The 23910-nt window shown below is 61.3% G+C and carries 22 protein-coding genes; 14 read left to right on the top strand and 8 right to left on the bottom strand.

Annotated features, from left to right (window positions below; all coding sequences use genetic code 11):
- The first annotated feature begins 26 nt into the window (after positions 1 to 26).
- Together QOL84_RS16065 and QOL84_RS16060 are read left to right on the top strand one after the other, a co-directional pair.
- Entirely contained in the window at positions 27 to 497 is a 471-nt protein-coding gene (locus tag QOL84_RS16065; protein WP_283437838.1) for a prepilin peptidase, read from the top strand.
- 106 nt (positions 498 to 603) lie between these two features.
- Entirely contained in the window at positions 604 to 1380 is a 777-nt protein-coding gene (locus tag QOL84_RS16060; protein WP_283437837.1) for a response regulator transcription factor, read from the top strand.
- A gap of 37 nt (positions 1381 to 1417) precedes the next feature.
- Here QOL84_RS16060 and QOL84_RS16055 read toward each other — a convergent pair whose 3' ends face one another.
- Together QOL84_RS16055 and QOL84_RS16050 are read right to left on the bottom strand one after the other, a co-directional pair.
- Positions 1418 to 1825 carry a response regulator gene (locus QOL84_RS16055; protein WP_129388589.1) on the bottom strand — a complete coding sequence of 136 codons (408 nt, stop codon included), beginning with the start codon at positions 1823 to 1825 and terminating at the stop codon, positions 1418 to 1420.
- Between the two features lie 71 nt (positions 1826 to 1896).
- Positions 1897 to 2097 (bottom strand): Flp family type IVb pilin, encoded by a 201-nt coding sequence (locus tag QOL84_RS16050; RefSeq protein WP_008078249.1) that lies wholly within the window; start codon positions 2095 to 2097, stop codon positions 1897 to 1899.
- Between the two features lie 338 nt (positions 2098 to 2435).
- On the opposite strand from QOL84_RS16050, the gene cpaB reads away from it, so the two are divergent.
- The 9 genes from cpaB (at position 2436) to QOL84_RS16005 (ending at position 10760) form a co-directional block, all read left to right on the top strand.
- Positions 2436 to 3386: a Flp pilus assembly protein CpaB gene (cpaB, locus tag QOL84_RS16045; protein WP_283437836.1), complete on the top strand. Its 951-nt coding sequence runs from the start codon at positions 2436 to 2438 to the stop codon at positions 3384 to 3386.
- Positions 3387 to 3407: 21 nt separating this feature from the next.
- Positions 3408 to 4682, top strand: coding sequence for a type II and III secretion system protein family protein (locus tag QOL84_RS16040; protein WP_283437835.1), 1275 nt, complete (start codon positions 3408 to 3410; stop codon positions 4680 to 4682).
- Positions 4679 to 5869: a CpaE/TadZ family protein gene (locus QOL84_RS16035; RefSeq protein ID WP_283437834.1), complete on the top strand. Its 1191-nt coding sequence runs from the start codon at positions 4679 to 4681 to the stop codon at positions 5867 to 5869. Before QOL84_RS16040 ends, QOL84_RS16035 begins: the two co-directional genes overlap by 4 nt.
- Entirely contained in the window at positions 5866 to 7137 is a 1272-nt protein-coding gene (locus QOL84_RS16030; protein WP_129388601.1) for a TadA family conjugal transfer-associated ATPase, read from the top strand. Before QOL84_RS16035 ends, QOL84_RS16030 begins: the two co-directional genes overlap by 4 nt.
- A 10-nt stretch (positions 7138 to 7147) precedes the next feature.
- Positions 7148 to 8032, top strand: coding sequence for a type II secretion system F family protein (locus QOL84_RS16025; protein ID WP_283437833.1), 885 nt, complete (start codon positions 7148 to 7150; stop codon positions 8030 to 8032).
- The gene (locus QOL84_RS16020) at positions 8029 to 8919 is read left to right on the top strand and encodes a type II secretion system F family protein (RefSeq protein WP_283437832.1); all 891 of its coding nucleotides are present in this window, start codon (positions 8029 to 8031) and stop codon (positions 8917 to 8919) included. Before QOL84_RS16025 ends, QOL84_RS16020 begins: the two co-directional genes overlap by 4 nt.
- Positions 8920 to 8929: 10 nt before the next feature.
- Positions 8930 to 9619, top strand: coding sequence for a tetratricopeptide repeat protein (locus QOL84_RS16015; RefSeq protein WP_129388610.1), 690 nt, complete (start codon positions 8930 to 8932; stop codon positions 9617 to 9619).
- A gap of 11 nt (positions 9620 to 9630) precedes the next feature.
- A complete protein-coding gene (locus QOL84_RS16010) occupies positions 9631 to 9909 on the top strand; it encodes a DUF3613 domain-containing protein (protein WP_129388613.1) in 279 nt (92 codons plus the stop codon).
- A gap of 488 nt (positions 9910 to 10397) precedes the next feature.
- Positions 10398 to 10760 (top strand): DUF6124 family protein, encoded by a 363-nt coding sequence (locus QOL84_RS16005; RefSeq protein WP_283437831.1) that lies wholly within the window; start codon positions 10398 to 10400, stop codon positions 10758 to 10760.
- A 97-nt stretch (positions 10761 to 10857) separates the two neighbouring features.
- Here the strand turns inward: QOL84_RS16005 and QOL84_RS16000 are convergent, their stop codons facing one another.
- From QOL84_RS16000 to QOL84_RS15985, 4 genes are all read right to left on the bottom strand, one after another.
- The gene (locus QOL84_RS16000) at positions 10858 to 12528 is read right to left on the bottom strand and encodes a ShlB/FhaC/HecB family hemolysin secretion/activation protein (RefSeq protein ID WP_283437830.1); all 1671 of its coding nucleotides are present in this window, start codon (positions 12526 to 12528) and stop codon (positions 10858 to 10860) included.
- A gap of 133 nt (positions 12529 to 12661) precedes the next feature.
- Entirely contained in the window at positions 12662 to 14242 is a 1581-nt protein-coding gene (locus tag QOL84_RS15995) for a collagen-like triple helix repeat-containing protein (protein ID WP_283437829.1), read from the bottom strand.
- Between the two features lie 348 nt (positions 14243 to 14590).
- On the bottom strand, positions 14591 to 15445 hold the full coding sequence (locus QOL84_RS15990) for a MaoC family dehydratase (protein ID WP_283437828.1): 855 nt from the start codon (positions 15443 to 15445) through the stop codon (positions 14591 to 14593).
- Positions 15446 to 15447: 2 nt separating this feature from the next.
- The gene (locus tag QOL84_RS15985) at positions 15448 to 16800 is read right to left on the bottom strand and encodes a 3-oxoacyl-ACP reductase (protein ID WP_283437827.1); all 1353 of its coding nucleotides are present in this window, start codon (positions 16798 to 16800) and stop codon (positions 15448 to 15450) included.
- A gap of 314 nt (positions 16801 to 17114) precedes the next feature.
- Between QOL84_RS15985 and QOL84_RS15980 the strand changes: the two genes are divergently transcribed.
- From QOL84_RS15980 to QOL84_RS15970, 3 genes are all read left to right on the top strand, one after another.
- Entirely contained in the window at positions 17115 to 18392 is a 1278-nt protein-coding gene (locus QOL84_RS15980; protein WP_283437826.1) for an acetyl-CoA C-acetyltransferase, read from the top strand.
- A gap of 262 nt (positions 18393 to 18654) precedes the next feature.
- The gene (locus QOL84_RS15975; RefSeq protein WP_129388633.1) at positions 18655 to 19551 is read left to right on the top strand and encodes a PA4780 family RIO1-like protein kinase; all 897 of its coding nucleotides are present in this window, start codon (positions 18655 to 18657) and stop codon (positions 19549 to 19551) included.
- 231 nt (positions 19552 to 19782) lie between these two features.
- Positions 19783 to 20991 (top strand): MFS transporter, encoded by a 1209-nt coding sequence (locus QOL84_RS15970; RefSeq protein WP_283437825.1) that lies wholly within the window; start codon positions 19783 to 19785, stop codon positions 20989 to 20991.
- On the opposite strand, the gene cueR is transcribed toward QOL84_RS15970, so the two are convergent.
- Both cueR and cueA read right to left on the bottom strand, forming a co-directional pair.
- Positions 20945 to 21358: a Cu(I)-responsive transcriptional regulator gene (gene cueR, locus QOL84_RS15965; protein ID WP_283437824.1), complete on the bottom strand. Its 414-nt coding sequence runs from the start codon at positions 21356 to 21358 to the stop codon at positions 20945 to 20947. The two genes, QOL84_RS15970 and cueR, sit on opposite strands and share 47 nt — an antisense overlap.
- Positions 21355 to 23748: a copper resistance metal-translocating P1-type ATPase CueA gene (cueA, locus tag QOL84_RS15960; protein WP_283437823.1), complete on the bottom strand. Its 2394-nt coding sequence runs from the start codon at positions 23746 to 23748 to the stop codon at positions 21355 to 21357. The genes cueR and cueA overlap by 4 nt, the downstream gene beginning before the upstream one ends.
- Positions 23749 to 23910: the final 162 nt, after the last annotated feature.

Here is a 23910-nt window from a genome sequence, read left to right as displayed (position 1 = left end):
CGGCCAAAACGGACGTTTTTTACCGCATGCACAGCTTTGTCCTACTGATCTGGCTGACGCTATGCGCGGCGCAGGATGCCCGCCAACGGCACATCGGCAATCTGCTGACCCTCGGCGTTGGCGGGTTGGCGGCGGTGTATCTGCTGTTGACTGGCCAAACGTGGCTGGGCGCAGACGCGGTGCAGGGCGGCTGGGCTTTTTTGCTGGCGCTGTTGCTGACGCTGCCAGGCTATCTGCTGAACCGTTTCGGTGCTGGCGATGTGAAACTTATGACAGCTTTCGCTTTCGCGACGGACGGCACTCATCTGCTCGGCACATTTATCGGCGCGGCAATCGCCAGCGTCTTCTGGTTACTGCTGGCGCCAAATCTCTGGCTGCATATGAGTCAACGGCTTAGGGAACGTCTTCGATATATGGCCCCGGAAAAGTCAAATAAGCTGCCATTTGCACCGTTCGTGCTGGTGGGCGCAATCCTGACCCTGCTTTGGATCCATTAGTCGCCCCATGCCACTACTGCTATGTACATAGTAGGAAAGTGGGTCTACTTTCAAATCAGCGTTATTACAGGAACGGTCAGCCTTTGGCCTGGGCATGGAGTAGCAAGTGAGCAAGCTAACGTCTGCTGTAAAAGTTCTGGTGGTCGACGATCAACCGCTGATTGTTGAAGAACTCTGCGAATTCATCGAAAGCAGCGGTTACCGCTGTGTGCCGTGCGAATCGAGCCAGCAGGCGATCGACCAGTTCAGCCAAGACCCTGCCATCGGCCTGGTGCTTTGCGATCTGCACATGCCGGACATGGACGGCATTGAGCTGGTGCAAGAGCTGCAACGCTTGGCGGGCAAGCAGCGGTTCTTTGAAGCGATCATGCTCACTGGGCGGGCCGACAAGCAGGACGTGATCAAGGCGTTGCGAGCCGGGATTGCCGACTACTACCAGAAACCGGTGAACCTGGACGAACTGCTTGAAGGTTTGCGTCGTCAGGAAGCGGTGTTGGCCGAACGGCAGAAAACCCTGCAACTCGGCAACCTCAATCAAAAGCTGCAATACCTCTCCGAGTCGATCGACGACCTGTACCAGGACCTCGACAAAGTCCGCCGTGGCCCCACGTCTTCGAGTGAAGAAGAGCAAGGCGAAGGCGAAACCGTGGAAATACCCGCGATCTTCAATCAACTGTCGCCGCGCCAGCTCGATGTCGCCAGGCTGGTGGGCAAAGGCCAGACCAACTATCAGATCGCCTGCGAACTGGGGATTACCGAGAACACGGTGAAACTCTACGTCTCGCAAGTGCTGCGTCTGACGCACATGCATAACCGCACCCAATTGGCCCTGGCGTTATCGCCGAGCAATTCCGGCTTGCGTCAACGGGTGACCGCGCACTGATCGCAGTGGGTTCCGGCAACAATTAAAACCCCCTGCCTCAACCTTGATTCGCCTTGGCCTTGGGAAACAGGTTGTCCAGGGTTTCCAGCAGGCGCACGTGATAGATCGGCTTGCGAAACAGGTCCAGCACCTGCAAGCGCAACATGTCGCTGACATCTTCCATATCGGCATGCCCGGACGTCACGATCACCGGCAGATGCTGGCGCGAGGTATGTTCGCGCAGACGCTTGATCAGCGACATGCCGCTTTCTTCCGGCATGCGCAGATCGGTAATCACCAGCGCAATATCGGGATGGCGAGTGAGATGGTGCAGGGCCAGTTTCACCGACGTCGCGGTATGACAGGTGAAGCCTTCGCCCTCCAGCAACTCCGCCAGCTCCAGCAGTGCGTCCTCCTCATCGTCGACGAGGAGCAACTGCTGGCGTGAAGTGTGTGGAGAGTTCATAGGCAACACCTGCAATGGACTGAGTGCTGACGTTAGAACCCAATGGCCGCATTGACAAGTTATCGGTCCGATCAGGTGAGTGCCGTCTGGATCCGGGTCAGGATCGCGGTGACCTGAGTGCCGATGCCGTTACCGAAGGCTGCGATCACCAGCGCCACGAGGCCGACCACCAGCGCATATTCGATGGCGGACGCGCCCTCGGTGTCTTTGGCCAGGCCTTTGAAGAAGGCGACTTGCGATTTGATTTTTTGCGCAATGTGGGAATACGACATGAGGATTCTCCTTGAGCACGCCAGGTGTTGCGCGTTCGCAACATGATTTCCCTGTGCCAGCATCAGCATTGTCGGCATTCCCCGGCCCAACAACTGTAAGAACGTATTAACGCCAAAGTATTAGTTGGCGCAATTACACTAAAAAACCATGTTTGGCGCTTTAGCCTCCTACTTTCGTTGGATATTTCATCGCTGTTAATGGCGTTTTGTTCGCGCTGGACTACCGTCAAATAGCGAAATAGTTACTTGTTCATAGCTGCCTGATTGCGAATTTATCTCGTTGGAAGTTACGGGTCATTGCATAAGACAGAACGCGCAGCGGGAAAGGGAGAGCCGTCATGAACAGTCGCATCACTCTGGGCCTGGCCGGCTTGTTTTTGCTGGGTGCCATCATTGCCGGATATTGGGGGCTGACATTGAGTCGGCAACCGCCCGTGGAACCTGTCGCCGCACCGGTTGCGGTCGCCCCCGTTGCCCCCGTCGCTGCACCGGCGGCGCCCGTTGAAGATCCGACCCGCCAACCGGTAGTAGTGTTGCTACGCGACATCGCGCCGTTCGGCAAAATCACCGCCGCCGATGTCGCCGTGGAAAAACTGCGCACCGCGCCTGCTGGCAGCCTCAGTACTGTCGATCAAGTCGTCGGCCGCACACCATGGCGGCCGTTGAGTGCCGGCAGTTGGCTGAGTGAAGAAAGCTTCGAACCCGGCAGCCAATTGGCGCGAATGATTCGTCCCGGTGAGCGCGCGCTGGCGGTGGCCGTGGATGAAGTGATCAATGCTGGCGGGCAACTGGCGCCGGGCGATTACGTCGATGTGCTGCTGTTTTTGCGCAAGGACGAAAACAATCCACAGCCGTCGGCGCAGTTGGTGGTGCCAGCGGTGCGCGTGCTCGGTGTCGGCAGCCAGATGGGCCTGACCAACGACGGTCAACCCACCAGCCCGGCGCGCAGCGACGATGAACGACTCAAGCAGGAACAACAGCGAATGGCTGCACGCAGCGTGGTGCTGGCGGTGCCGGAAGCCTTGCTCAGCCGTTTGATGCTGGCGTCCGGTGCCGGCGTCTTGCGCCTGGCGGTGCGCAGCGCCGATGAACAGCAACTGGCGAAATACTGGGCCGGTGCCAACGATGTCGCCAGACAGCTCGATACGCCGCGTCGCGAGTTGATCGAGTTCAGCCAACTGTCACTCTCGCCACCGCCCAGGCCTCTCGCCGTGGCGGGGCAGCCGACGGCGCGCAAAGCGACCGTGGAAGTCATCCGTGGTGCCGAAAACGCTCAACCCACTCCCTGATTCGAGCAAGGACGCCTTTACATGCGCAAATGCTTCACGCCCCTGTTCAACGGCTTGCTCCGGGCCTCGCTGCTGAGCGTCGCCTCGATCGGCAGCGCGGTCGCCGCGGTCGGCAACTGCGCCGCACTTGGTCCGTTACCGTCGACGCTGGAAGTCGGCGAAGGTCTGCAACAGGCACTGCAATCACCCGTGGCGATCACCCGCGTGGCGGTCGGCGATCCGAAAATTGCCGACGTGCGCGTGACCGGTGATCAAGGTGTTTTGCTCACCGGCGTCGCGCCCGGCGCAACCACGCTGATGATCTGGACAGCCTGCGCCAGTTCACCGCGCCAGAGCATGGTGTTTGTGCAGGGCAAGGCCAGTGCGGCAATGACTGCGGTGGCACTGCCGGCGACAGACGATCCGACCCTGCCGTCGCAAGTGCAGACTGATATTCGCTTTGTTGAAGTCAGCCGCACCAAATTGAAAGAGGCGGGCACGTCGATTTACGGCAAGGGTTCCAACAACTTTCTGTTTGGCGGTCCGGGCACGGTGCCCAACACTGCCGTTACGCCGGGTTTCGTGCCGCTGCGCAACTTGCCCGACCCGCGCATCGCCGTACCGAGCATTCCGCTGGCCAACGACATGTTCAACATCGTTTGGGGTGGCGGCAGCAGCAAATTCCTCGGCATCGTCAATGCGCTGGAAGGCAGCGGTTTCGCCTACACCCTGGCGCGGCCGAGCCTGGTGGCGTTGAGCGGGCAGAGCGCGAGCTTCCTCGCCGGCGGCGAAATTCCGATTCCGGTACCGAGCGCCAACAGCAACAGCTACTCCATCGAGTACAAGGAGTTCGGTATCCGCCTGACCCTGACGCCAACCGTCGTTGGCCGCGACCGCATTGCCCTCAAGGTCGCGCCGGAAGTCAGCGAGCTGGACTACAACAATGGCGTGACCATCGGCGGCACAACCGTGCCGGCGTTCACCATCCGCCGTACCGACACCAGCATCTCGCTGGCCGATGGTGAAAGCTTCGTCATCAGCGGCTTGATCAGCACCCAAAACGCGTCCCAAGTGAACAAGTTTCCCGGCCTCGGCGACATCCCGATCATCGGCGCGTTTTTCCGCAACTCATCGATCAATCGCGAAGAGCGCGAATTGCTGATGATCGTCACCCCCCACCTGGTGCAGCCATTGGCAGTCAACGCGCCATTGCCTTCGCTACCGGGTGAAAAACTGCGCAACTACGACCCGAACTGGTATCGCCTGTACTTCCTTGAAAACGGCAACTTCGATAAACGCAGTGGGTTATCGCAATGAGCCAGAGCCTCAGTCAGACCTTCCTCGCCATCACTCGCAACGACACTGATCTGGAGTGGTTGCAGGGCGCGTTGGCGCCGCTCGGCCAAGTGGTCAGCGCCGGTGGCGGCAGCCTTGACGAGTTGCTTGCGCTGGTCGACGTGACCTTCGCCAGCCTGGTGTTCGTCGGGCTGGATCGCGATCATCTGGTCGCGCAGAGCGCGTTGATCGAAGGCGTGCTCGAAGCCAAACCGATGCTCGCCATCGTCGCCCTCGGCGACGGCATGGACAATCAGTTGGTGCTCAACGCGATGCGTGCCGGTGCGCGGGATTTCGTCGCTTATGGCTCGCGCTCCAGTGAAGTCGCCGGGCTGGTACGGCGCTTGAGCAAACGCCTGCCAGCCGTCACGCCGAATACCCAACTCGGTGGTCTGACTGTGCTTTATGGCGTGCAAAGCAACGCAGACGGCGCGCTGCTGGCCAACCACATGGCGCTGGTGGTGCAGAAGAGCGGACAGCAGACGTTGCTGCTTGATCTGGGTTTGCCGCGCGGCGACAGCCTGGCCTTGCTCGGGCTGGAAAGCTCGTTTCATTTCGGCGATGCGCTGCGGCATTTGCGGCGTCTTGATGCAACGCTGATCGACAGCGCCTTCACCAGCGCCGAAGCGGGCTTGCGCATTCTCGCGTACGCCGCCAGTGACGAGCCACTGGAGCGCACCAGCGCCGCCGAGTTGTACATGTTGCTCAGCGCCTTGCGCCAACACTTCCAGCACATCGTCGTCAACCTCACCGGCCAGCCCGACAGTGAAGCGCTGCGCACGTTCGTCAGCCATTGCGACAAGCTGCTGTGGTACACCGACCAGAACGTCCTCGACTGTCGGCGCAACCTCGCGGTGCTCAATCTGTGGCGCGAGAAAGGCATGAAACTCGACCACGGCCGGTTGTTGATCGACCGCTACCTGCGCAACGTCGCACCGGATTCCGAAACCCTCGGCAAGACCTTTGGCCTCGAAGTGATCGCGGTGTTGGCGTTCAGTCCGGAGATCCGCCTCAACGCGAAAAACCAGGGCGTCACCCTGTTCGAACTGGCCCCGCGTGAAGCCATCAGCCAAAGCCTGCGCGCCCTCGGCGAACGCCTGGCAAAACGCTCCGAAGGCCTGGCCAAACCCAAGGCCAACTGGTTCAACCGCTTGCGAGGCACGTCATGAGCAGCGAACAACTGTTCGGTGGCCCGCAGCGCGCTGCGCCCGGCAACACCGACCACGACGGTCTGAAACTGGTGCTGCACCGCTACATCATCGACGCCATTGAAGAGTCTGGGAAAAACCTGCTGGAAGGCTCGCGGCAGGTGCTCTCGCAGTTCGTCATCGACAAAGTCGCCGAATACATCGCGCGCCTGCACCTGGCGATTTCGCGTTATGAAATGGAGCGTCTGGCCGAAGAAATCGTCGACGAACTGACCGGTTTCGGCCCGCTGGAAGTGCTGCTGCGCGACAGCGCCGTGACCGAGATTCTGGTCAACGGCCCGCACCGGGTGTTCATCGAACGCGATGGCGTGTTGCACCTCAGCGACCTGCGCTTTATCGATGCGCACCACGTCGAACGGGTCATGCAGCGCATTCTTGCGCCACTCGGGCGGCGTCTCGACGAGTCGTCGCCGATGGTCGATGCGCGTTTGCCGGATGGCAGCCGGGTCAACGCGATCATTCCGCCGATTGCCCTCGACGGGCCGTGTCTGTCGATCCGCAAATTTCGCAAGGACATGCTCAAGAGCACCGACCTGATGGCGATGCAGACCATTGATCAGGCGATCTACGACTTCATCGAAGAGGCGGTGGGCAAGCGCTGCAACATTCTCATCAGCGGCGGCACCGGCACCGGCAAGACCACGCTGCTGAACATTCTCAGCCAGTTGATCAACCCGCACGAACGTCTGGTGACCATCGAAGACGTCGCCGAATTGCAGCTCGGCCACCCGCACGTCGTGCGCCTGGAAACCCGCCCGCCGAATGCCGAGGGCCACGGTGAAGTGAAGGCCAGCGACCTGATCCGCAACGCCCTGCGCATGCGTCCCGACCGGATCATCCTCGGCGAGATTCGCGGCGTCGAAGTGGTCGACGTGCTGACCGCCATGAACACCGGCCACGACGGTTCGATGAGTACCGTGCACGCCAACAACGCGCAGGACGCTTTGCTGCGCCTGGAAACCCTGGTCGGCCTGACCGGTCGCACCATTGCCGAACGCACGTTGCGGCAGATGATCTGTGCCGCGCTCGATGTGGTGATTCAACTGACGCGCATGCCTGATGGGCGGCGCTGCGTCAGCGAAGTGGTCGAGGTGGTCGGCGTGCGCGATGACGTCTATGTGACCAATACGCTGTTTCGCCTCGACCGGCGCACCGGTTTCGGTTTCCTGCGCGAAGCGGTCAACCCGGCGGGCGACAAGCTGCGTCGCGAACCGACGCTGGCGCACTGAGGGCCACGGCATGCTCAAACCGTTGCTGCTGATCGTGATTTGCCTGGGCTTGCTCGGGTTGTCGCTGCGCCTGTTCTACAACGGCTGGCGCCAGGGCGGCACCGAGCGTGTGCTTGATCGGCTGAATCAGGGCCTGCCACAACTGACAGCAGACGCGCCACGTTGGGCGGGACTGGAGCGCGCTTTTTTGCGTGCAGGTCTCGGTCGGCCGACGGATCGCCTAGGCCTGTGGTTGCTGTTGTGGGCATTCGCCATGCTGATCGGTTTTGCCCTTGCCGGTGTGCTCGGTTTGCTGGTGTTGATCGTGCTGCCGCCGCTGGCCGTGCGCCTGTTTGTCAGCTGGCGTTACCAACGGCGCTTGCGGCGGATGATCGAACAACTGCCGCAATTGCTCGACCACACCGTGCGCAGTTTGAAGTCCGGGCGCACCCTCGCCGATGCCGTGCTGGGCGGCATCGAAGCCAGCGAAGACCCGCTGAAAAACGCCATGGGCCGGGTCCAGCGCAACGTGCAGTTGGGCGTGAGCCTGCCGGACGCGGTGTCGGACTTGGCGGAGCTGTACGAGCGTGATGAATTCCGTTTGTTCGCCCTCGGCCTCAAGGTCAATCACCGTTACGGCGGCAACGCCAGCGAACTGCTGGAAAACCTCATCAAGATGATCCGCGAGCGCGATCAGGCCTCGCGCCAGTTGCGCGCGATGACCGGCGAAACCCGCCTCACTGCTTGGGTGCTGGGTTTGCTGCCGATTGTCATGGCCGGTTATTTTCTGATGGCCAATCCGATTTATCTGGTCGCCATGTGGCACGACCCTTCGGGGCAACGAATGCTGGCCACGGCCTTCGGCATGCAGGTGATCGGCAGTCTGTTGCTCTGGCGGATGTTGCGCAGCCTATGACCACACCCTTGATGATCAGCGCGCTGCTTCTGCTCGGCGCCGCCGCCTTACTCCTCACCGGCCTGCTGGAACAGCGCCGCCGCGCCCGGCAGATCAGCCGTCGTCTGGAAGGTGATCTGCTGCGCCAGAACCGGTTTGGCAACCTTCTGCAAGTGCTCGGCGACAGCAAGGTCGGCCAGCGCAGCGTCAAACTCGACAACGAAACCCAGTCGCTGCTTAACCGAGTTGGCTGGCGCAGTGCGCGTCAGCGTTCACTGTTCGCGGCTTGCCAGATCGGCTCGCCACTGCTGTTGCTGGCGCTGACGGTGTTGCTGCAATCGGTGTTTTTCCCGGCGGTGGAAAAACAGTGGATCGCGCCGTTGTTCGCGCTTGGCGTCGGCTATCTGTTGCCCAAGCGCCTGTTGGTGATCGCCGTCGCGCGTCGGCAAAAACAACTGGCCAGCGAGATCGGCACGTTCATTCCACTGTTGCGCATTCTCTTCGAATCCGGCATGGCCGTGGAGCAGGCGTTGCGCGTGCTCAGCCATGAAGGTCAGGCGTTGTTGCCGGTGCTGACGTATGAATTGCGCCTGGTGTTGAGCCGTGTCGACTCCGGCCTCGAACTGGGCGAAGAGTTGAACAAAGCCACGCAGTTACTGGCGGTCGATGAGTTCACCGACACCTGCGTGATACTCCAGCAGTTGCTGTATCAGGGTGGCGGCGCGATGAAGTCGTTGCTGGCGCTCAAGCAATTACTGGATGACCGGCGCCTGACGCGTCTGCAGGAATACATCTCCAAGATGTCCGCGAAAATGTCCGTCGTGATGATGCTGTTTCTCTTCCCGGCGTTATTGATTGTCCTGGCCGGCCCGGGTTTCACCGCCCTGGCGAAAGCGTTGGGAGCCTAGAGGGATCGTGATGAAAGCAATGATTGCAGGTGCCTGTTTGCTGCTGCTTGGCGGCTGTGCCAACACCGGGCAAATGCCTTGGGAGGCGCTGACCGGTTCGGCCAGTTGCGCCAAGTTGAGTTCCGATCAGCAACTGTCGCTGAACCTCGCCGATGACATGGCCAACGATGGCAAGCTGCACGCCAGCCTCGCCAATCTGCAAAGCTTGCCGGACAACATCGCCGACGTGCGCTTGCGCAAGGCCAAGGTTTATCGACTGCTCGGGCGCAGCGAGGCCGAGCCGTTGTATCGCAGCCTGCTCGGTTCGTGTCTGGCGGCCGAAGCCGAGCACGGTCTGGGACAACTCGCTGCGGCCAAATCCGACTACGGCCAGGCGCAGGCGCATCTGCAACGCGCCGCGCGTCTGGCGCCCACCGACGAAAAAATCCGTAATGACCTCGGCGTGGTGTACCTCAATCAATTGCGCATCGACGACGCGCGTTTCGAGTTTCTTACCGCCATGGAACTCAAGCAGAGCGATCAATTGGCGGCACTGAATCTGGTGACCTTGCTGCTCTATCAGGACGACTGGAACCGTGCCGCTGAACTGGTCAGCCGCCTCGGTTTGAGCCCCGCGCAATTCAGCGAAGCGCAAAGCCGCGCGGAAAAACTCAAACTGCCGAACCGATCCACCGTCGCCGTCACGGCGATGCTCAAGTAAGGAGCGCGATGATGAAAGCCATCCTTGTCTGCCTGGGCCTGCTGACCTTGCCGCTGACCAGTCACGCCATCGACGCCGGCCCCGCCTCGGCCCAGCAACAGGAGACCGAAGGCTGGCTGCAACTGCAAGGCCGCAACAAAGTCGCCTCGCCGAAACCGCAAACCGTGACCCCGACCGAACGCGAACTGGCCATGCAGCGCTGGCTGAAAAGTTATCAACATGACATCCCGGCGTTCTTCGATCAGGAGCAGGGCGGCAAGGTCGACAGCGGTTCCGGTGGCAGCCCGTAACCCTGAAACCTGAAACTTAACCCCCTGTAGGAGCTGCCGCAGGCTGCGATCTTTTGATTTGGCTTTTTAAAAAACAACGTCAAAAGATCGTAGCCTTCGGCAGCTCCTACATTGGTCGCGGTCAATGTGGGAGCCGCCCTTCCTGCCACCGAATCATGTTGATGTTTAAAGTTGTTTCAATTTTGAAGAACCTTCCCACAAGGTTTTCAGGTTGTCCGTCAGACGTGCGCTCTCAAGGCTTGGGTCGTCGCTGCCATTGCAGCGGCCAGGTGTGGAAACCTGAAATTCAAGTAGATGCATTGCACCACCACCGTAATCGTTGTCGGCGACTTCTTTCGTCTGCAAACTGTGTCGCGGCGGCTGTGCGTGGGCAGACTTCGGTCTGGCCGGTTGCCTACTTATCGGTATTTCCACCCTGCGCATAGCTGCCACCTTTTGTCGTGTGGAAACGACAAGAGTTGGCTTCCACAGCCAAGTAGGAGTTTTCCATGGACAAGCTGATTCCCGACCCGCCCCAAGATTTCACCACCCCCCTCGAAGACGCCATCCGCATCGACGATCAAGTCAAAAACCGCGAAGCGATCAAACGCGCCCTCGACTTCTACCTTTGCCCCACCCCTGCAAAACCCTACCAGCCGAGCACGATGTTTCTCGTCCAGCCAAACATCGACACCGAAAGCCTGCTTGCCCATGCCTGCGAATCGCTGGCCTCGGCCAACGTCATGGCCAGTGATTTTGCCGACCAGCTCAGCCGCCCGCAGCGCAACACGGCGCAGGCGATCCAGCAAATCGTGATGCTGGCCGAACTGGCGGTGAGCCGCGCGCTGGACCGGATTGACCCACAATCCTGAGCCACCCTGTAGCAGCTGCCGCAGGCTGCGATCTTTTGATCTGGCTTTTTAAAAAACAACATCAAAAGATCGCAGCCTGCGGCAGCTCCTACGGGGATTAGAGTTGGTAGCTGAAGCTGATGCTGTAACGCGGCCGGCGGTTGAAGGTATCGAGTGCTTCATCCGACATGGCCTTCGCCGCTTCCAGGGCGATGTTGTAATACTTGGCATCGCCAAAGCGCAGGCCGATGGCTGCCGATGACAGGCTGTTGGCTTGTACCGGCAGTTCGTTGAACCAGCTGCGCGAGCGGTCCAGCACAAAATACGGCTGCAGGATGCGCAGCCAATTGCCGTCGCGGTTGAAGCTGTAGTTGATCTCGTAGGCCACGCCCCAACCCTTGTCGCCGGACGCTTGATCGTCGGGGTAACCACGACCGAAATTCTGCCCGCCGAATACTGCACGCTCGCTGTCGGGCAAGGTGTCGTCGCTCCAGTACAGTGCGGCCGACAGCACGCCCTGCCAGTTGTCGAAGAACTTGTCGCTCTGCACCCCGGACAGGCGCACGCGGAAGAAGTCCAGATCGATGGCGCTGTTGTTGGTTTTCGCGCCCATGCTGTCCAGGCCCTGATACACGCCGCCACTCAAAATCCGCAGTTGCCGGGCATCGGCCTTGCGCCAGTCGCTCTCGAAGGCGAGGGCGCGAATGTCGGTGCGTTCTTCAACACTCAGCGGATAGCCGATGACGTTGTAACGGGTCTTGTCGTTGACCGCATACAGCCGCGAACCGGCGGTGAGCAGTTCGTTGGAGGCGGCAATCAGTGGCAGGGTGAAACCGATCGAATAGCGGTCATTCTCGCGATGCGGTTTGAGCTCCAGGCCATTGTCGAGCAGCACATTGGTGCCGGGATCGGCGCGATAACGCGAAGCCGAGAGCGCCAGCTGCGCGCCTTCGTCGTTGAGGAACTGGTTGTAGTCGAGGCGGTAGTAATGTTCTTTGTCGTCGCCCGGCGGAAACAGTCCGCTGAGGGACAACTGTTCGCCCATCGACGTCTGCGAATTGCTGCTGACACCGAGCAAGGCTTGCGTGCCGTTGCGGTTGTCTTCGGTGGTGCTCAGCGTGCTGGTGAAGGGCTTGCGGCTGGCTTCGGCAACCAGCGTCGTGGCACCGTCGGTGGTGCCCGGCGGTGGCACTTGCGCCTGGATGGTCACGCCGGGAATGCGCGTCATCAGCGTGGTGTAGCGCTCGAATGTCTTGCGCGTCAGCGGCCGCTCGGCCTGGATTTTTGCCGCGAGTTTGTCGAGCAGGCCTTTGACCCGGCCGACGTCACCCTGCATCTGGATATCGCGCACATAGCCTTCCACCAGCACCACGCGGGCTACGCCGTCATCAAAATTCTGCTGTGGCAGAAACGCGTAGGACAGCAGGTAACCGTCCTGTTGGTAGCGCCGAGTGATGCTGCGCGTGGCTTCGATCAGGTCAGCGAGGCTGGTCTGGTGGCCGATCAGGGGTTTATAGATTTCCGCCAATTCGGTGAGCGGGTAGATCGTGCCGCCTTCGATCTGCACGGTTTTCAGGTTGACCTTGGTCTGCATCAACAATGGCTGCGCAGTGGTCGCACCGGCATCCGGGACTTGCACCGGGGCCGCGCTCGGCCGATAGGCATCGGCGGGCAAGTTGGGCACTGGCAGATTGCGGATGGTTTCGTTGCTGTTGAGGAAGCTGGGCAGGGTGTCGGCGAGGGCAGCGGAACTGAGGCTGAGGAACAGCAGGGACGCCATAACGCGCATAGGACACTCCATGGTCAGATCGCAGCTCGGGGCTGTTTTTTCCTAAGAAAAAAGCGGAAGACTCGTGGGAATCTTCCGCCCTCAACCAAGCGTAGGCGCTGTAGGTGAGGCCGTCGAATCGGCCAGGTGCAATTTAGCGTTTGTTGCCTCCCAGGGCGCCGGTCAAACCGCCGAGCACACCGCCCAGCCCGCCACCCACTCCACCGGCAGTGCCCCCGCTGGCACCGCCGTTGACCAGGCCGCCGACTGCTGCAACGGTGCCGCCGACGTTGTTGACCAGGCCACCGACAGCAGTGGTGACCGGATTGTTGGTGGCCGCGATGGTGTTGCCGAGGCTGCTGACTGCACCACCGACCTGGCCGGTGAGGCCGGCGACTGGCGAGCCGAGACCGGTAGCGCCACCTACTTGTTGGGTCAGGTTGGTGACAGCGCTGGTAACCGGGTTCAAGCCTGCGCCCAGGGTGGCACCAACGGTGGCCAGAGGCGAGGTGGTCGCAGTGATCGGTGAGCCCGAACCGCCGAGCACGGTGTTCAGCGAAGCGACGGTGTTGCCCAGCCCAACCGCAGTGACACCACCGGCACTGACCACGCCATTAGTGTTGCCGGCATTCAAACCTGAACCGACGTTGACCACTGCGCCGCCCACGGTTTGCAGCAGGCCGGTGCCGCCGAGGCCACCACCGAGGCCGCCGCCAATACCACCGCCGGTGCCGGAACCGGTGCCGTTGGAAACCAGACCGCCCGCTTTGCCGACCGCAGTACCGGCGTTGCTCAGTGCGCCGCCGAGGGTATTGGTCAGGGCATTGCCATTGCCAGCTCCGGTAACTTTGTCGCCTACGCCATTGACGGTATCGCCGACTTTCTGGATCACACCTTTGAGCGGATCACCGAGGCCGGTGGCACCGCCGATTTTGTCGGTGGTGCTTTCGACCATCGCGATCACTGGCACCAGGCCGGCGCCGAGTTTATCCGTCAGTTGGCTGGTTGGGCCGTTGGTCAGCGTGGTGTCGAGGGTATTGCCGAGCATGGTGACTTTCGCACCGACGCCATCGAGCAGTGGCGCGACTTTGGTGATCACGCCACCCACCACAGGAACGCTACCGGTAGCGGTTGCCAGCTTGCCACTGAGGTCAGAGACGCCGTCGCCGACATCGGTCACAACGCCGCTGACCGAAGCCACTGTAGTGGTCAGGCCTTTAGGGTCGGTCGGCAGTTTGCCGATGCCATTCGCCACGCCATCGCCCAATGTGCTGACGACGTTGCCAGCGGTGTTGGCGGCGCTTTGCACCACGCCACCGACCACCGGAACAGTACTCAGAGAGTCGCCAATCTGGCCAACACCGGTGCCGACGCCAGCAACCGTAGTGCCGACATCGTGCACCAGGGTGGTGGTCACCAGCGGCGTGGTGGTTGGATTGGTCGGGTTGGTTGGATCGGTTGGATTCGTAGGGTCAGTCGGATTCGTCGGGTTGGTTGGATTGGTCGGATCGGTTGTGCCCGTGCCGCCAGTACCACCGGTTCCGCCTGTGCCTGCGGTATCACCCGTGCCGCCAGTACCACCCGTGCCACTTGTACCGCCAGTACCGCTGGTTGGCGAGGAGCTGCCGGAACTGCTGTGATGACCGCCACCGCCGCTGCTGCATCCGGCGAGGCCGAGGGAGAGGATCAATGCCAGAGCAATTGCTGATTTGCACCACACGTCTTGAGTTTTCATGATCGAGATTCCTTGCACCTGTCACAACGTTCGTTGCCTTCGATGGCTCGCCGATCTGTCGCCGGCAATGCCTCGTCCGTTGCTGCAATTTCAGGTGCTGGCGCGAATTCGACCATTCTCAAGTTGGTATTAACGCCTTTATATATAAGGCGCAGTGCAGCGCCTAAGGACTAATACCCAAGGTATAAACGCGCAAAAAAAAGCCTTGAGAATCAAGGCTGGGTGTTTTCCATCGGCTGGGGCAGGGCGCGGAAAAACTTAAGTGATATACACACAATTAACAGGTCAGCCGCATCACTCATCCGATGGCTAAGGTGAAACCTGTGGCGAGGGCGCTAAGGGGCGGGATCAGGCGATTGGCTGCCATTGTCCGACCATGTGTTCCAGATCATTTGCGCCGACCAGACGCAGCTCGCCACTGGACCCTGCCGCGCTCGCGAGCAATGTCACTTCACTCGGCAGGCGCACCGGTTTGCGAAAGTGCACCGCTATCTCGAGATTGGCCTTGGGCAAGTGATCCGCCAGCGCCGCCAGGGTGCGCGCCTCGTTCCACAAACCATGGGCAATCGCCGTGGGGAAACCGAACAGCTTGGCGCTCGCGGCGCTCAAGTGAATCGGGTTGTAATCTCCGGACACCTTGGCGTACTGCCGGCCGATATCGGCCGGGGCTTTCCAGTGCGCCACTTTGCTCAGTGCCTGCGCAGGTTCCCACGTTTGCTCGAGGGGTTCGCCTTCGAGTTTCACGCCGCGACACAACATCTGGCTCTCGGCTTCCCACAACGGCCCGAGCTGATCATCCAGAGTCGTCAGCAGATCGAACGTCGCGCCTTTGGGATGCGCTTGCAGGTTGTGCACCCGCACGCTGACTTGCGCGCGACTGATTCCGCCCATCGGCCGCAACACGCGGATGCGGTTGCTCAGGTGAATCAGTCCGAGCAACGGAAACGGGAACTCCTTTGCGGTCAGCAATTGCATCTGCAAGGCAAATGCGAGGACGTGTGGATAAGTCGGCGGCAGCAAGCCGTCGTCGGCGAAACCACAGACCTTGCGATACACCGCTAGCCGTTGGCCATCGATATCAACCCAGCAGCGCAAGCCGCTGTCAGGCAATTGCGTGCCGGTGATTTTGCGTCGCGTCGCCGCCCGTGCGTATAGCCCGGGCAGGCTCGGTTCGCGATCCAGTGTGTGCCATTCGATGCTCATGCCTAAGCCCCCAGAACACTTTGTCCACAGACCCGCAGCGCCTGCCCGGTGAAGGCGCCGGTGCCCGGTTGCGCCAGCCACGCAACGGCTTCGGCGACGTCTTGCGGCAGACCGCCCTGGCCGAGTGAACTCATGCGCCGCCCGGCTTCACGCAAGGCAAAGGGGATGTGTGCGGTCATCTGGGTTTCGATGAAACCCGGCGCCACGGCGTTGATGCTGATGCCGCGTTCGAGCAGTGACGGCGCCCAGGCCTGTGCCAGTCCGATCAGGCCGGCCTTGCTCGCGGCGTAGTTGGTCTGGCCACGGTTACCGGCAATCCCGCTGATCGAGGCGAGCAGAATCACCCGCGCGTGGTCATGCAACGTGCCGCTGTCGAGCAGGGCTTTGGTCAGCACTTGCGGCGCATTGAGGTTGACTGCCAGCACCGCGTCCCAGAACTCCGGGGTCATGTTGGCGAGGGTTTTGTCGCGGGTGATGCCGGCGTTGTGCACGAGGATGTCGAGGCCGTCGGGCAACTGTTCGATCAATTGCGTGGCGGCGTCTTCGGCGCAGATGTCGAGGGTGATCGCGCGTCCACCGAGGCGGGCGGCGAGGGCCTCGAGATCGGTCTTGGCGGGCGGTACGTCGAGCAGGATCACCTCGGCACCGTCGCGCGCCAGGGTTTCAGCGATGGATGCGCCAATGCCGCGCGCAGCACCGGTGACCAACGCTTTGCGCCCGGCCAGCGGTCGTGTCCAGTCGGTGACCGGCGTCGCACAGGCGGTCAGGCGAATCACCTGACCGCTGATGAATGCGCTTTTCGGAGAAAGGAAAAACCGCAGCGGACCTTCCAACTGATCTTCGGCACCTTCGCCGACATAGATCAGTTGCAGCGTGCCGCCGCTGCGCAGCTCCTTGGCCAGTGACCGCGAAAAGCCTTCGAGCGCTCGTTGCGCGCTGGCGGCAAAGGGTTCGCGCAGGGTTTCCGGGGCGCGCCCGAGAATCACCAGGTGCGCGCTGTGCTCAAGGTTCTTCATCAACGGCTGGAAGAATTCGCGCAGCTGTTTGAGCTGGTCGGTGTGCTGCAAGTCGCTGGCGTCGAACACCACAGCCTTGAGTTTCGGGCCGTGGCCGGGAATCCACTCGCTGGCGGACGCCGGCAACTCGCCGTAGCGGTAGATGCTCTCGGTCAGACGGTTGGCAAATACGGCGACCTTTTCGGCCAGCGCACCGCCACCGATCAGCAGTGCACCTTCCACCGGCCGCAGGCGTCCGGCCTGCCAGCGTTCCAGCCGCACCGGCGACGGCAGGCCCAGTGCCCCGACCAGACGATGGCCGATGGACGAGTTGACGAAGTCGATATAGCGGTCAGACATGGAACGCTCTCCAAAAGTTGGGGTTCAAAGTGTGGACTACCCACGGCAATCAATCGTTCGATCCACGCAATAAGGCCTACGCTTGAACAGCAGAGTAGACCAACGACCCTGTGGGAGCGGATCTTGTGGCGAGGGGATTTATCCCCGTTCGGCGGCGCAGCCGTCGCGTTCAAATCGCATCCGGTGTGCCTGATTTGTCGCGGATGCAGGTTTGGGGGCGGCTTCGCCACCCAACGGGGATAAATCCCCTCGCCACAAGATCCGCTCCCACAGGGCACTGCATTGAATTCGATCAATTTGAAAAGGAGTTATTCATGAGTCAGCTGCGCCGCGTCGCGATCATCGGTGGTAACCGTATCCCTTTCGCCCGCTCCAATGGGCCGTACGCCACCGCCAGCAATCAGGCGATGCTCACCGCCGCGCTTGAAGGCCTGATCGAACGCTACAACCTGCATGGCCAGCGCATCGGTGAAGTGGTGGCGGGCGCGGTGCTCAAATTGTCACGGGATATGAACCTGACCCGTGAATGTGTGCTCGGCTCGCGCCTGTCTCCCGCCACGCCGGCCTACGATATCCAGCAAGCCTGCGGCACGGGACTGGAAGCGGCGATCCTGGTCGCCAACAAGATTGCCCTCGGCCAGATCGATTGCGGGATTGCCGGCGGCGTCGACACCACCTCCGACGCGCCGATCAGCGTCAGCGAAGGCTTGCGCAAGATTCTCCTGCAAGCCAACCGCGCAAAAACCACCGGCGACAAACTGAAAACCTTCCTGCAACTGCGCCCGCAACACCTGATCCCGGAATTTCCGCGTAACGGCGAGCCGCGCACCGGGCTGTCGATGGGCCAACATTGCGAGCTGATGGCACAGACCTGGAATATTCCTCGCGAGGCACAGGATCAACTGGCGCTGGAAAGCCATCACCAACTCGCAGCGTCTTACAGCGAAGGCTGGCACAACGACCTGATGACCCCGTTCCTCGGCCTGACCCGCGACAACAATCTGCGCCCGGACCTGACCCTGGAAAAACTCGCATCGCTGAAACCGGCCTTCGAGAAAAGTGCCAAAGGCACACTGACCGCCGGCAACTCCACGCCGCTGACGGACGGGGCTTCGGTGGTGCTGCTCGGCAGCGAGGAGTGGGCGAAGGAACGTGGTTTGCCGATCCTCGCGTATTTGCGTGACGGTGAGGCGGCGGCGGTGGACTTCGTCAACGGTGCCGAAGGCCTGCTGATGGCGCCGGTCTACGCAGTACCACGGTTGCTGGCGCGCAACGGGCTGACCTTGCAGGATTTTGACTACTACGAAATTCACGAGGCATTTGCCGCCCAGGTGCTGTGCACGCTCAAGGCCTGGGAAGATCCCGAATACTGCAAAACCCGTTTGGGCCTGGATGCGCCACTGGGTTCGATCGACCGTAGCCGACTCAACGTCAAAGGCAGTTCCCTGGCTGCAGGCCATCCGTTTGCCGCGACGGGTGGGCGCATCGTCGCCAACCTGGCGAAATTGCTCGACGCCGCAGGCAAAGGCCGAGGCCTGATTTCGATCTGCGCCGCCGGCGGCCAAGGCGTTACCGCGATCATTGAACGCTGAAAGATCGCAGCCTGTGTTCCCGGTAGGAGCTGCCGCAGGCTGCGATCTTTTGATCTTGATGTCAGATTCTGTCGCAAATGCCCTTCACGGCCGATACCAACATTCAAGGCCGGCTCGGCTATGATTCGCTGCGGTCGATTTTTCGGCACAGTGTGTGCATTCACAGGTTCACAGGTCGGCAACCCCTCCCCGAGACGCGAGGATTGCCGTATAACGAGTGACATTCGCGTGTTTGGTAATAAAGGACCCACAATAAAAGCTGATGAAGACTCCAAAACGCATTGAACCCCTGATCGAGGACGGTCTGGTCGACGAAGTGCTGCGCCCACTGATGAGTGGTAAAGAAGCAGCTGTTTATGTGGTGCGCTGCGGCAATCAGTTACGTTGCGCAAAGGTCTACAAGGAGGCGAACAAACGTAGTTTCCGCCAGGCGGCCGAGTATCAGGAAGGCCGCAAGGTGCGCAATAGCCGACAGGCTCGGGCGATGGCCAAGGGCTCCAAGTTCGGTCGTAAAGAGACCGAGGATGCTTGGCAGAATGCCGAGGTCGCGGCGCTGTTCCGTCTGGCCGGTGCCGGTGTGCGGGTACCCAAACCGTACGACTTCCTCGACGGCGTGCTGTTGATGGAACTGGTGGCTGACGAATTCGGCGATGCCGCGCCGCGTCTGAACGACGTGGTACTGGAGCCGGATCAGGCTCGTGAGTATCACGCGTTTCTGATTTCGCAGATCGTGCTGATGTTGTGTACCGGTCTGGTGCACGGTGACCTTTCCGAGTTCAACGTGCTGCTGACCCCGACCGGCCCGGTGATTATCGACCTGCCGCAAGCGGTCGATGCTGCCGGTAACAACCACGCGTTCAGCATGCTCGAGCGTGACGTTGGCAACATGGCTTCGTATTTCGGTCGCTTTGCGCCGGAATTGAAGCTGACCAAATACGCGAAAGAAATGTGGGCGTTGTACGAAGCCGGCATCCTGCACCCGAACAGTGTGCTGACCGGCGAGTTCGATGATCCGGAAGACCTGGCCGATGTTGGCGGGGTGTTGCGCGAGATCGAAGCGGCGCGGCTGGACGAGGAACGCAAACAGGCGATCCGCGCGGCAGACGACGAGCCGAAAGGCAAGTCCGACGAACCGCCACCACCACCGTGGATGCAGTGATCGCTTGATGAGAAACCCGGCTTCGGCCGGGTTTTTTGTGCCCTGCAGTTCTCCAGAGATCACCAAAAAAACCTGTGGGAGCTGGCTTGCCAGCGAAAGGGCCATTACAGGCAACACATCTTCTCAGGCTGAACCACCGCTATCGCTGGCAAGCCAGCTCCCACAGGGGTAGTGGTGTTGCTGAAAGTTGTGTGGGAATCTGACCGGCCTCCGCACACTCAAGGACTGAATGTGAGCACCCCGCGCAACACCCAACTGATCGTCACCGCCCGACTGATCTCCGACTTCGGCGCCTTCCTCAACATGGTCGCGCTAGCCACTTACGTCTACCTGCTGAGCAACAGCGCCATGAGCGTCGGGATTTTTCTCGCCAGCCGCGTGGGTGGGGGGATTTTTGCCAGCCTGATCGGCACCGCGTTTTACCGCCGCAGGGGTGGGCGAGTGCCGTTGATTGCCTTCGATCTGCTGCGGGCGGGCCTGCTCGGTTTGCTGCTGGTCGTGCCTGTCGCACAACAGGCGATCTTCTTGCCCGTGGTTGCCTTCGGCCTGGGCCTGGGCAATTCGATGTTCGCTATCGGCCTCAACAGCCAGTTGCCGCGTCTGATCCCCAGCGATCAATTGCTCAAGGCCAACGCCTGGATCACCTCGGCCTCCTCGGCAGCGATGGTCGGTGGCAGTCTGGTCTCGGGGTTGCTAGTGGCGGGGTTTGGTTTCGAAACAGTGTTCGCGCTGAACGCACTGACTTACCTGCTGGCCGCGTTGCTGATCCTGCCGCTGCGTTTCGCGAAAACCACCCTCGATGAACAACCCGGGCGCGGCGAATGGTCAGCCCTCATGCAATGCCTGCGCGGCGCTCCGGTGATTGCCGCGATGCTTGCCGTGAGCATGGGCGATACGTTGGGCAGCGCGGCGCACAACGTCGGTTTTCCGATCATCTCGAAACTGCTCAGCCCGGATTCCGCCAGCACCACCCTGGGCCTGATGCTCGCGGTGTGGGCCAGCGGCAAACTGCTGGGTGCGCGAATCGCCAGTCGCCTGAAGGGCTCGGACAACATCCATCTCGAACGCCGGTTCTTTTTCGGCGTGGCGCTGATGTCCTGCGGTTTTATCCTGATGTTCCAGCAGCACAGCCTGTATGGCTTGCTGCTGTTTTCACTGCCGGCGGGCCTCGGCGACGGTTTCTCCGAGGTCGGACTGATGTCACGTCTGCAACGCGAACCGGAATCCCTGCGCCTGCCGATCTTCAGTTTCCTGACCCTGCTGCAAATGACCGGTCTGGGCATCGGCATGCTGATCGCCGCGCCGTTTTATGCCTGGTGGACGCCGGGTGCCGTGGTCATGCTGTTCCACGGCATTCCCCTCGGCACGTTGCTCGCGGTGAAACTGTTGGCACTCAGGCGCGAGCGGGTTGCGCGCAGCAGCCCGACGCCAGTTCCTTGAGGATCGGGCAATCGGGGCGGTGGTCGCCGTTGCAGTGCTCGACAAGGTCTTGCAGGGTGTCGCGCAGCTCACCGAGTTCACGGATTTTCTGATTCAGTTCCTCGATGTGCTGGCGCGCCAACGCCTTCACATCGGCGCTGGCGCGCTGGCGATCCTGCCAGAGGGTCAGCAGTTTGCCGACTTCTTCGAGGGAAAATCCCAGGTCGCGCGAACGCTTGATAAACGCCAGCGTGTGCAGGTCGTCATCGCCGTAGACCCGGTAACCACTGTCGGTTCGATGGGCTGCTTTGAGCAAGCCGATGGACTCGTAGTAGCGGATCATTTTTGCGCTCAGGCCACTTTGCTTGGCCGCTTGACCGATGTTCATCGGTGCTCCTCCAGATCCTTGGGTTTCCAGGTTTTCAACAGTAGCGCATTGCTCACCACGCTGACGCTCGACAGCGCCATCGCCGCCCCGGCGAGTACCGGGTTGAGGAAACCGAACGCCGCCAGCGGAATACCGATCAGGTTGTAGACGAATGCCCAGAACAGGTTCTGGCGAATCTTCGCGTAGGTTTTGCGGCTGATCTCCAGCGCCGCCGGCACCAGCCGTGGATCGCCGCGCATCAGGGTGATGCCCGCCGCGTGCATGGCGACGTCGGTGCCGCCGCCCATGGCGATGCCGATGTCTGCCGCCGCGAGCGCCGGGGCATCGTTGATGCCATCGCCGACCATGGCGACCACGCCGGTTTTTTTCAGCTCGGCGACGGTCGCGGCTTTGTCTGCCGGGAGGACTTCGGCGTGAACATTGAGGATGCCCAGCGCCTCGGCGACCACGCGAGCGCTGCCACGGTTGTCACCGGTCAGCAGATGACTGTGGATATTTCGTGCGGCGAGTTGCTGCACGGCTTCCAGCGCGCCGGGTTTCAAGGTGTCGCCGAAGGCGAACAAGCCGAGCACCTGCGGTCGAGGACTTTGCTCGATCAACCATGACAGGGTGCGGCCTTCGGCTTCCCAGGCTTGAGCAGAGTGCTGTAGATGGCCGGCGCTCAAACCGTTTTCTTCGAGCATCCGCCGATTGCCCAGCGCCAGACGCCTGCCATCAAAAGTGCCGGCAATGCCGCGACCGGTCAGCGACTGGCTGTCGCTGACATCGGGCACGTTCAGATCACGTTCGGCGGCGGCATCCAGCACCGCTTTCGCCAGTGGGTGTTCACTGCCGCGTTGCAGCGCACCGGCCAGTTTCAGCAGGGTGTTTTGATCACCGTCGACCGCGCTGAAATGCGCGATGCGCGGCGTACCGGAGGTCAGCGTGCCGGTCTTGTCGAACACCACACTGCTGACCTCATGAGCCCGTTCCAGCGCTTCGGCATCCTTGATCAGAATGCCGTGGCGCGCAGCGACGCCGGTGCCGGCCATGATTGCTGTCGGGGTGGCAAGGCCGAGCGCGCACGGGCAGGCGATCACCAATACGGCGACGGCGTTGATCAACGCGGTTTCCAGCGGCGCGCCGTACAGCCACCAGCCAATCAGCGTCGCCAGCGCGAGAACCAACACGGTCGGCACGAACACTTGGCTGACTTTATCCACCAGTTTCTGAATCGGCGCTTTCGCCGCTTGTGCGTCTTCGACCAGACGAATGATCCGCGCCAATACGGTTTCCGCGCCGAGCGCCTGAGTGCGTACCAGCAAACGGCCTTCGCCATTGATGGCGCCGCCGGTGACCTTGTCGCCTGGTTGTTTTGGCACGGGCAGGCTTTCACCGCTGATCAACGCTTCGTCGGCGTGGCTCTGGCCTTCGATGACTTCGCCATCGACCGGGAAACGTTCGCCGGGTTTAACCAGCACTAGATCGTTGAGGCGCAGGGCGCTGATGGCAACGTCCTGTTCACGACCGTCGATCACTTGAATCGCGCGCTCCGGGCGCAAGGCTTCGAGGGCGCGAATGGCGCTGGCGGTCTGGCGTTTGGCGCGGCTCTCGAGGTATTTGCCGAGCAACACCAGAGCGATGACCACCGCCGATGCTTCGAAATACAGATGCGGCATGCGCCCGGCGGCGGTGGCCCATTCATACAGGCTCAAGCCGTAACCGGCGCTGGTGCCGAGGGCGACGAGCAAGTCCATGTTACCGGCGCCGGCCCGCACGGCTTTCCACGCAGCGACATAAAAGCGCGCACCGAAAATGAATTGCACCGGCGTGGCGAGGGCGAATTGCGCCCAGGCCGGGAGCATCCAGTGCACGCCGAACGGTTGCAGCAACATCGGCGCTACCAGTGGCAAAGCGAGAACGATCGCGCAGATCAATGCCCAACGCTCATGCTTGAGACGCCGTTGCTGATTATCGGTTTGTGGGTGTTCGGCTTGCCAGACGCTGGCCGAGTAGCCGGCCTTGCTCACCGCGTCGAGCAGGGGTTGTGAATCGACCTGACCGAGCAATTCGAGGTGCGCGCGTTCGTTGGCCAGATTGACGCTGACGCTTTTTACACCGGGGACTTTATGCAGGGCACGCTCGACGCGACCGACGCAGGAGGCGCAGGTCATGCCGTCGATATTCAATTCAAGGCTCTGTTGCGGGACTGTGTAACCGGCGCGTTCAACCGCCTCCATCAACGCTGGCAAGCTGTCGCCGGGCGCTTGCACGCGGGCCTGCTCGGTGGCGAGATTGACGCTGACGGCACTGGCGCCGCTGACTTTGCTCAAGGCCCGTTCGACACGCCCGGCGCAACTGGCGCAGGTCATGCCGGCAATCGGCAGATCGAAAGTGATGGATTCGGACATCGGTCACGCTCCCTGTAGAAGTTGCCTACAGGATCAACCTTGCCATGCGGGCAAGGTCAAGCGCCATCTGAAAGCAAAAGATCGCAGCCTTCGGCAGCTCCTACATTGGAATGTGATCCCCCTGTAGGAGCTGCCGAAGGCTGCGATCTTTTGGCTAGCGAC

Origin of the sequence: Pseudomonas helmanticensis (assembly GCF_900182985.1) — a bacterium.
In the GTDB taxonomy this organism is placed as follows: domain Bacteria; phylum Pseudomonadota; class Gammaproteobacteria; order Pseudomonadales; family Pseudomonadaceae; genus Aquipseudomonas; species Aquipseudomonas helmanticensis.
The sequence above is the reverse complement of the archived record's forward strand: the minus strand, read 5'-3'. Positions and strand labels throughout refer to the sequence as shown.

Bases quoted from the DNA above. Each gene is read 5' to 3' on its own strand.
- QOL84_RS16065 (WP_283437838.1), top strand. From the start codon at position 27: ATGCACAGCTTTGTCCTACTGATCTGGCTGACGCTATGCGCGGCGCAG.
- QOL84_RS16055 (WP_129388589.1), bottom strand. From the start codon at position 1,825: ATGAACTCTCCACACACTTCACGCCAGCAGTTGCTCCTCGTCGACGAT.
- QOL84_RS16050 (WP_008078249.1), bottom strand. From the start codon at position 2,097: ATGTCGTATTCCCACATTGCGCAAAAAATCAAATCGCAAGTCGCCTTC.
- cpaB (WP_283437836.1), top strand. From the start codon at position 2,436: ATGAACAGTCGCATCACTCTGGGCCTGGCCGGCTTGTTTTTGCTGGGT.
- QOL84_RS16040 (WP_283437835.1), top strand. From the start codon at position 3,408: ATGCGCAAATGCTTCACGCCCCTGTTCAACGGCTTGCTCCGGGCCTCG.
- QOL84_RS16035 (WP_283437834.1), top strand. From the start codon at position 4,679: ATGAGCCAGAGCCTCAGTCAGACCTTCCTCGCCATCACTCGCAACGAC.
- QOL84_RS16030 (WP_129388601.1), top strand. From the start codon at position 5,866: ATGAGCAGCGAACAACTGTTCGGTGGCCCGCAGCGCGCTGCGCCCGGC.
- QOL84_RS16025 (WP_283437833.1), top strand. From the start codon at position 7,148: ATGCTCAAACCGTTGCTGCTGATCGTGATTTGCCTGGGCTTGCTCGGG.
- QOL84_RS16020 (WP_283437832.1), top strand. From the start codon at position 8,029: ATGACCACACCCTTGATGATCAGCGCGCTGCTTCTGCTCGGCGCCGCC.
- QOL84_RS16015 (WP_129388610.1), top strand. From the start codon at position 8,930: ATGAAAGCAATGATTGCAGGTGCCTGTTTGCTGCTGCTTGGCGGCTGT.
- QOL84_RS16010 (WP_129388613.1), top strand. From the start codon at position 9,631: ATGAAAGCCATCCTTGTCTGCCTGGGCCTGCTGACCTTGCCGCTGACC.
- QOL84_RS16005 (WP_283437831.1), top strand. From the start codon at position 10,398: ATGGACAAGCTGATTCCCGACCCGCCCCAAGATTTCACCACCCCCCTC.
- QOL84_RS16000 (WP_283437830.1), bottom strand. From the start codon at position 12,528: ATGCGCGTTATGGCGTCCCTGCTGTTCCTCAGCCTCAGTTCCGCTGCC.
- QOL84_RS15995 (WP_283437829.1), bottom strand. From the start codon at position 14,242: ATGAAAACTCAAGACGTGTGGTGCAAATCAGCAATTGCTCTGGCATTG.
- QOL84_RS15990 (WP_283437828.1), bottom strand. From the start codon at position 15,445: ATGAGCATCGAATGGCACACACTGGATCGCGAACCGAGCCTGCCCGGG.
- QOL84_RS15985 (WP_283437827.1), bottom strand. From the start codon at position 16,800: ATGTCTGACCGCTATATCGACTTCGTCAACTCGTCCATCGGCCATCGT.
- QOL84_RS15980 (WP_283437826.1), top strand. From the start codon at position 17,115: ATGAGTCAGCTGCGCCGCGTCGCGATCATCGGTGGTAACCGTATCCCT.
- QOL84_RS15975 (WP_129388633.1), top strand. From the start codon at position 18,655: ATGAAGACTCCAAAACGCATTGAACCCCTGATCGAGGACGGTCTGGTC.
- cueR (WP_283437824.1), bottom strand. From the start codon at position 21,358: ATGAACATCGGTCAAGCGGCCAAGCAAAGTGGCCTGAGCGCAAAAATG.
- cueA (WP_283437823.1), bottom strand. From the start codon at position 23,748: ATGTCCGAATCCATCACTTTCGATCTGCCGATTGCCGGCATGACCTGC.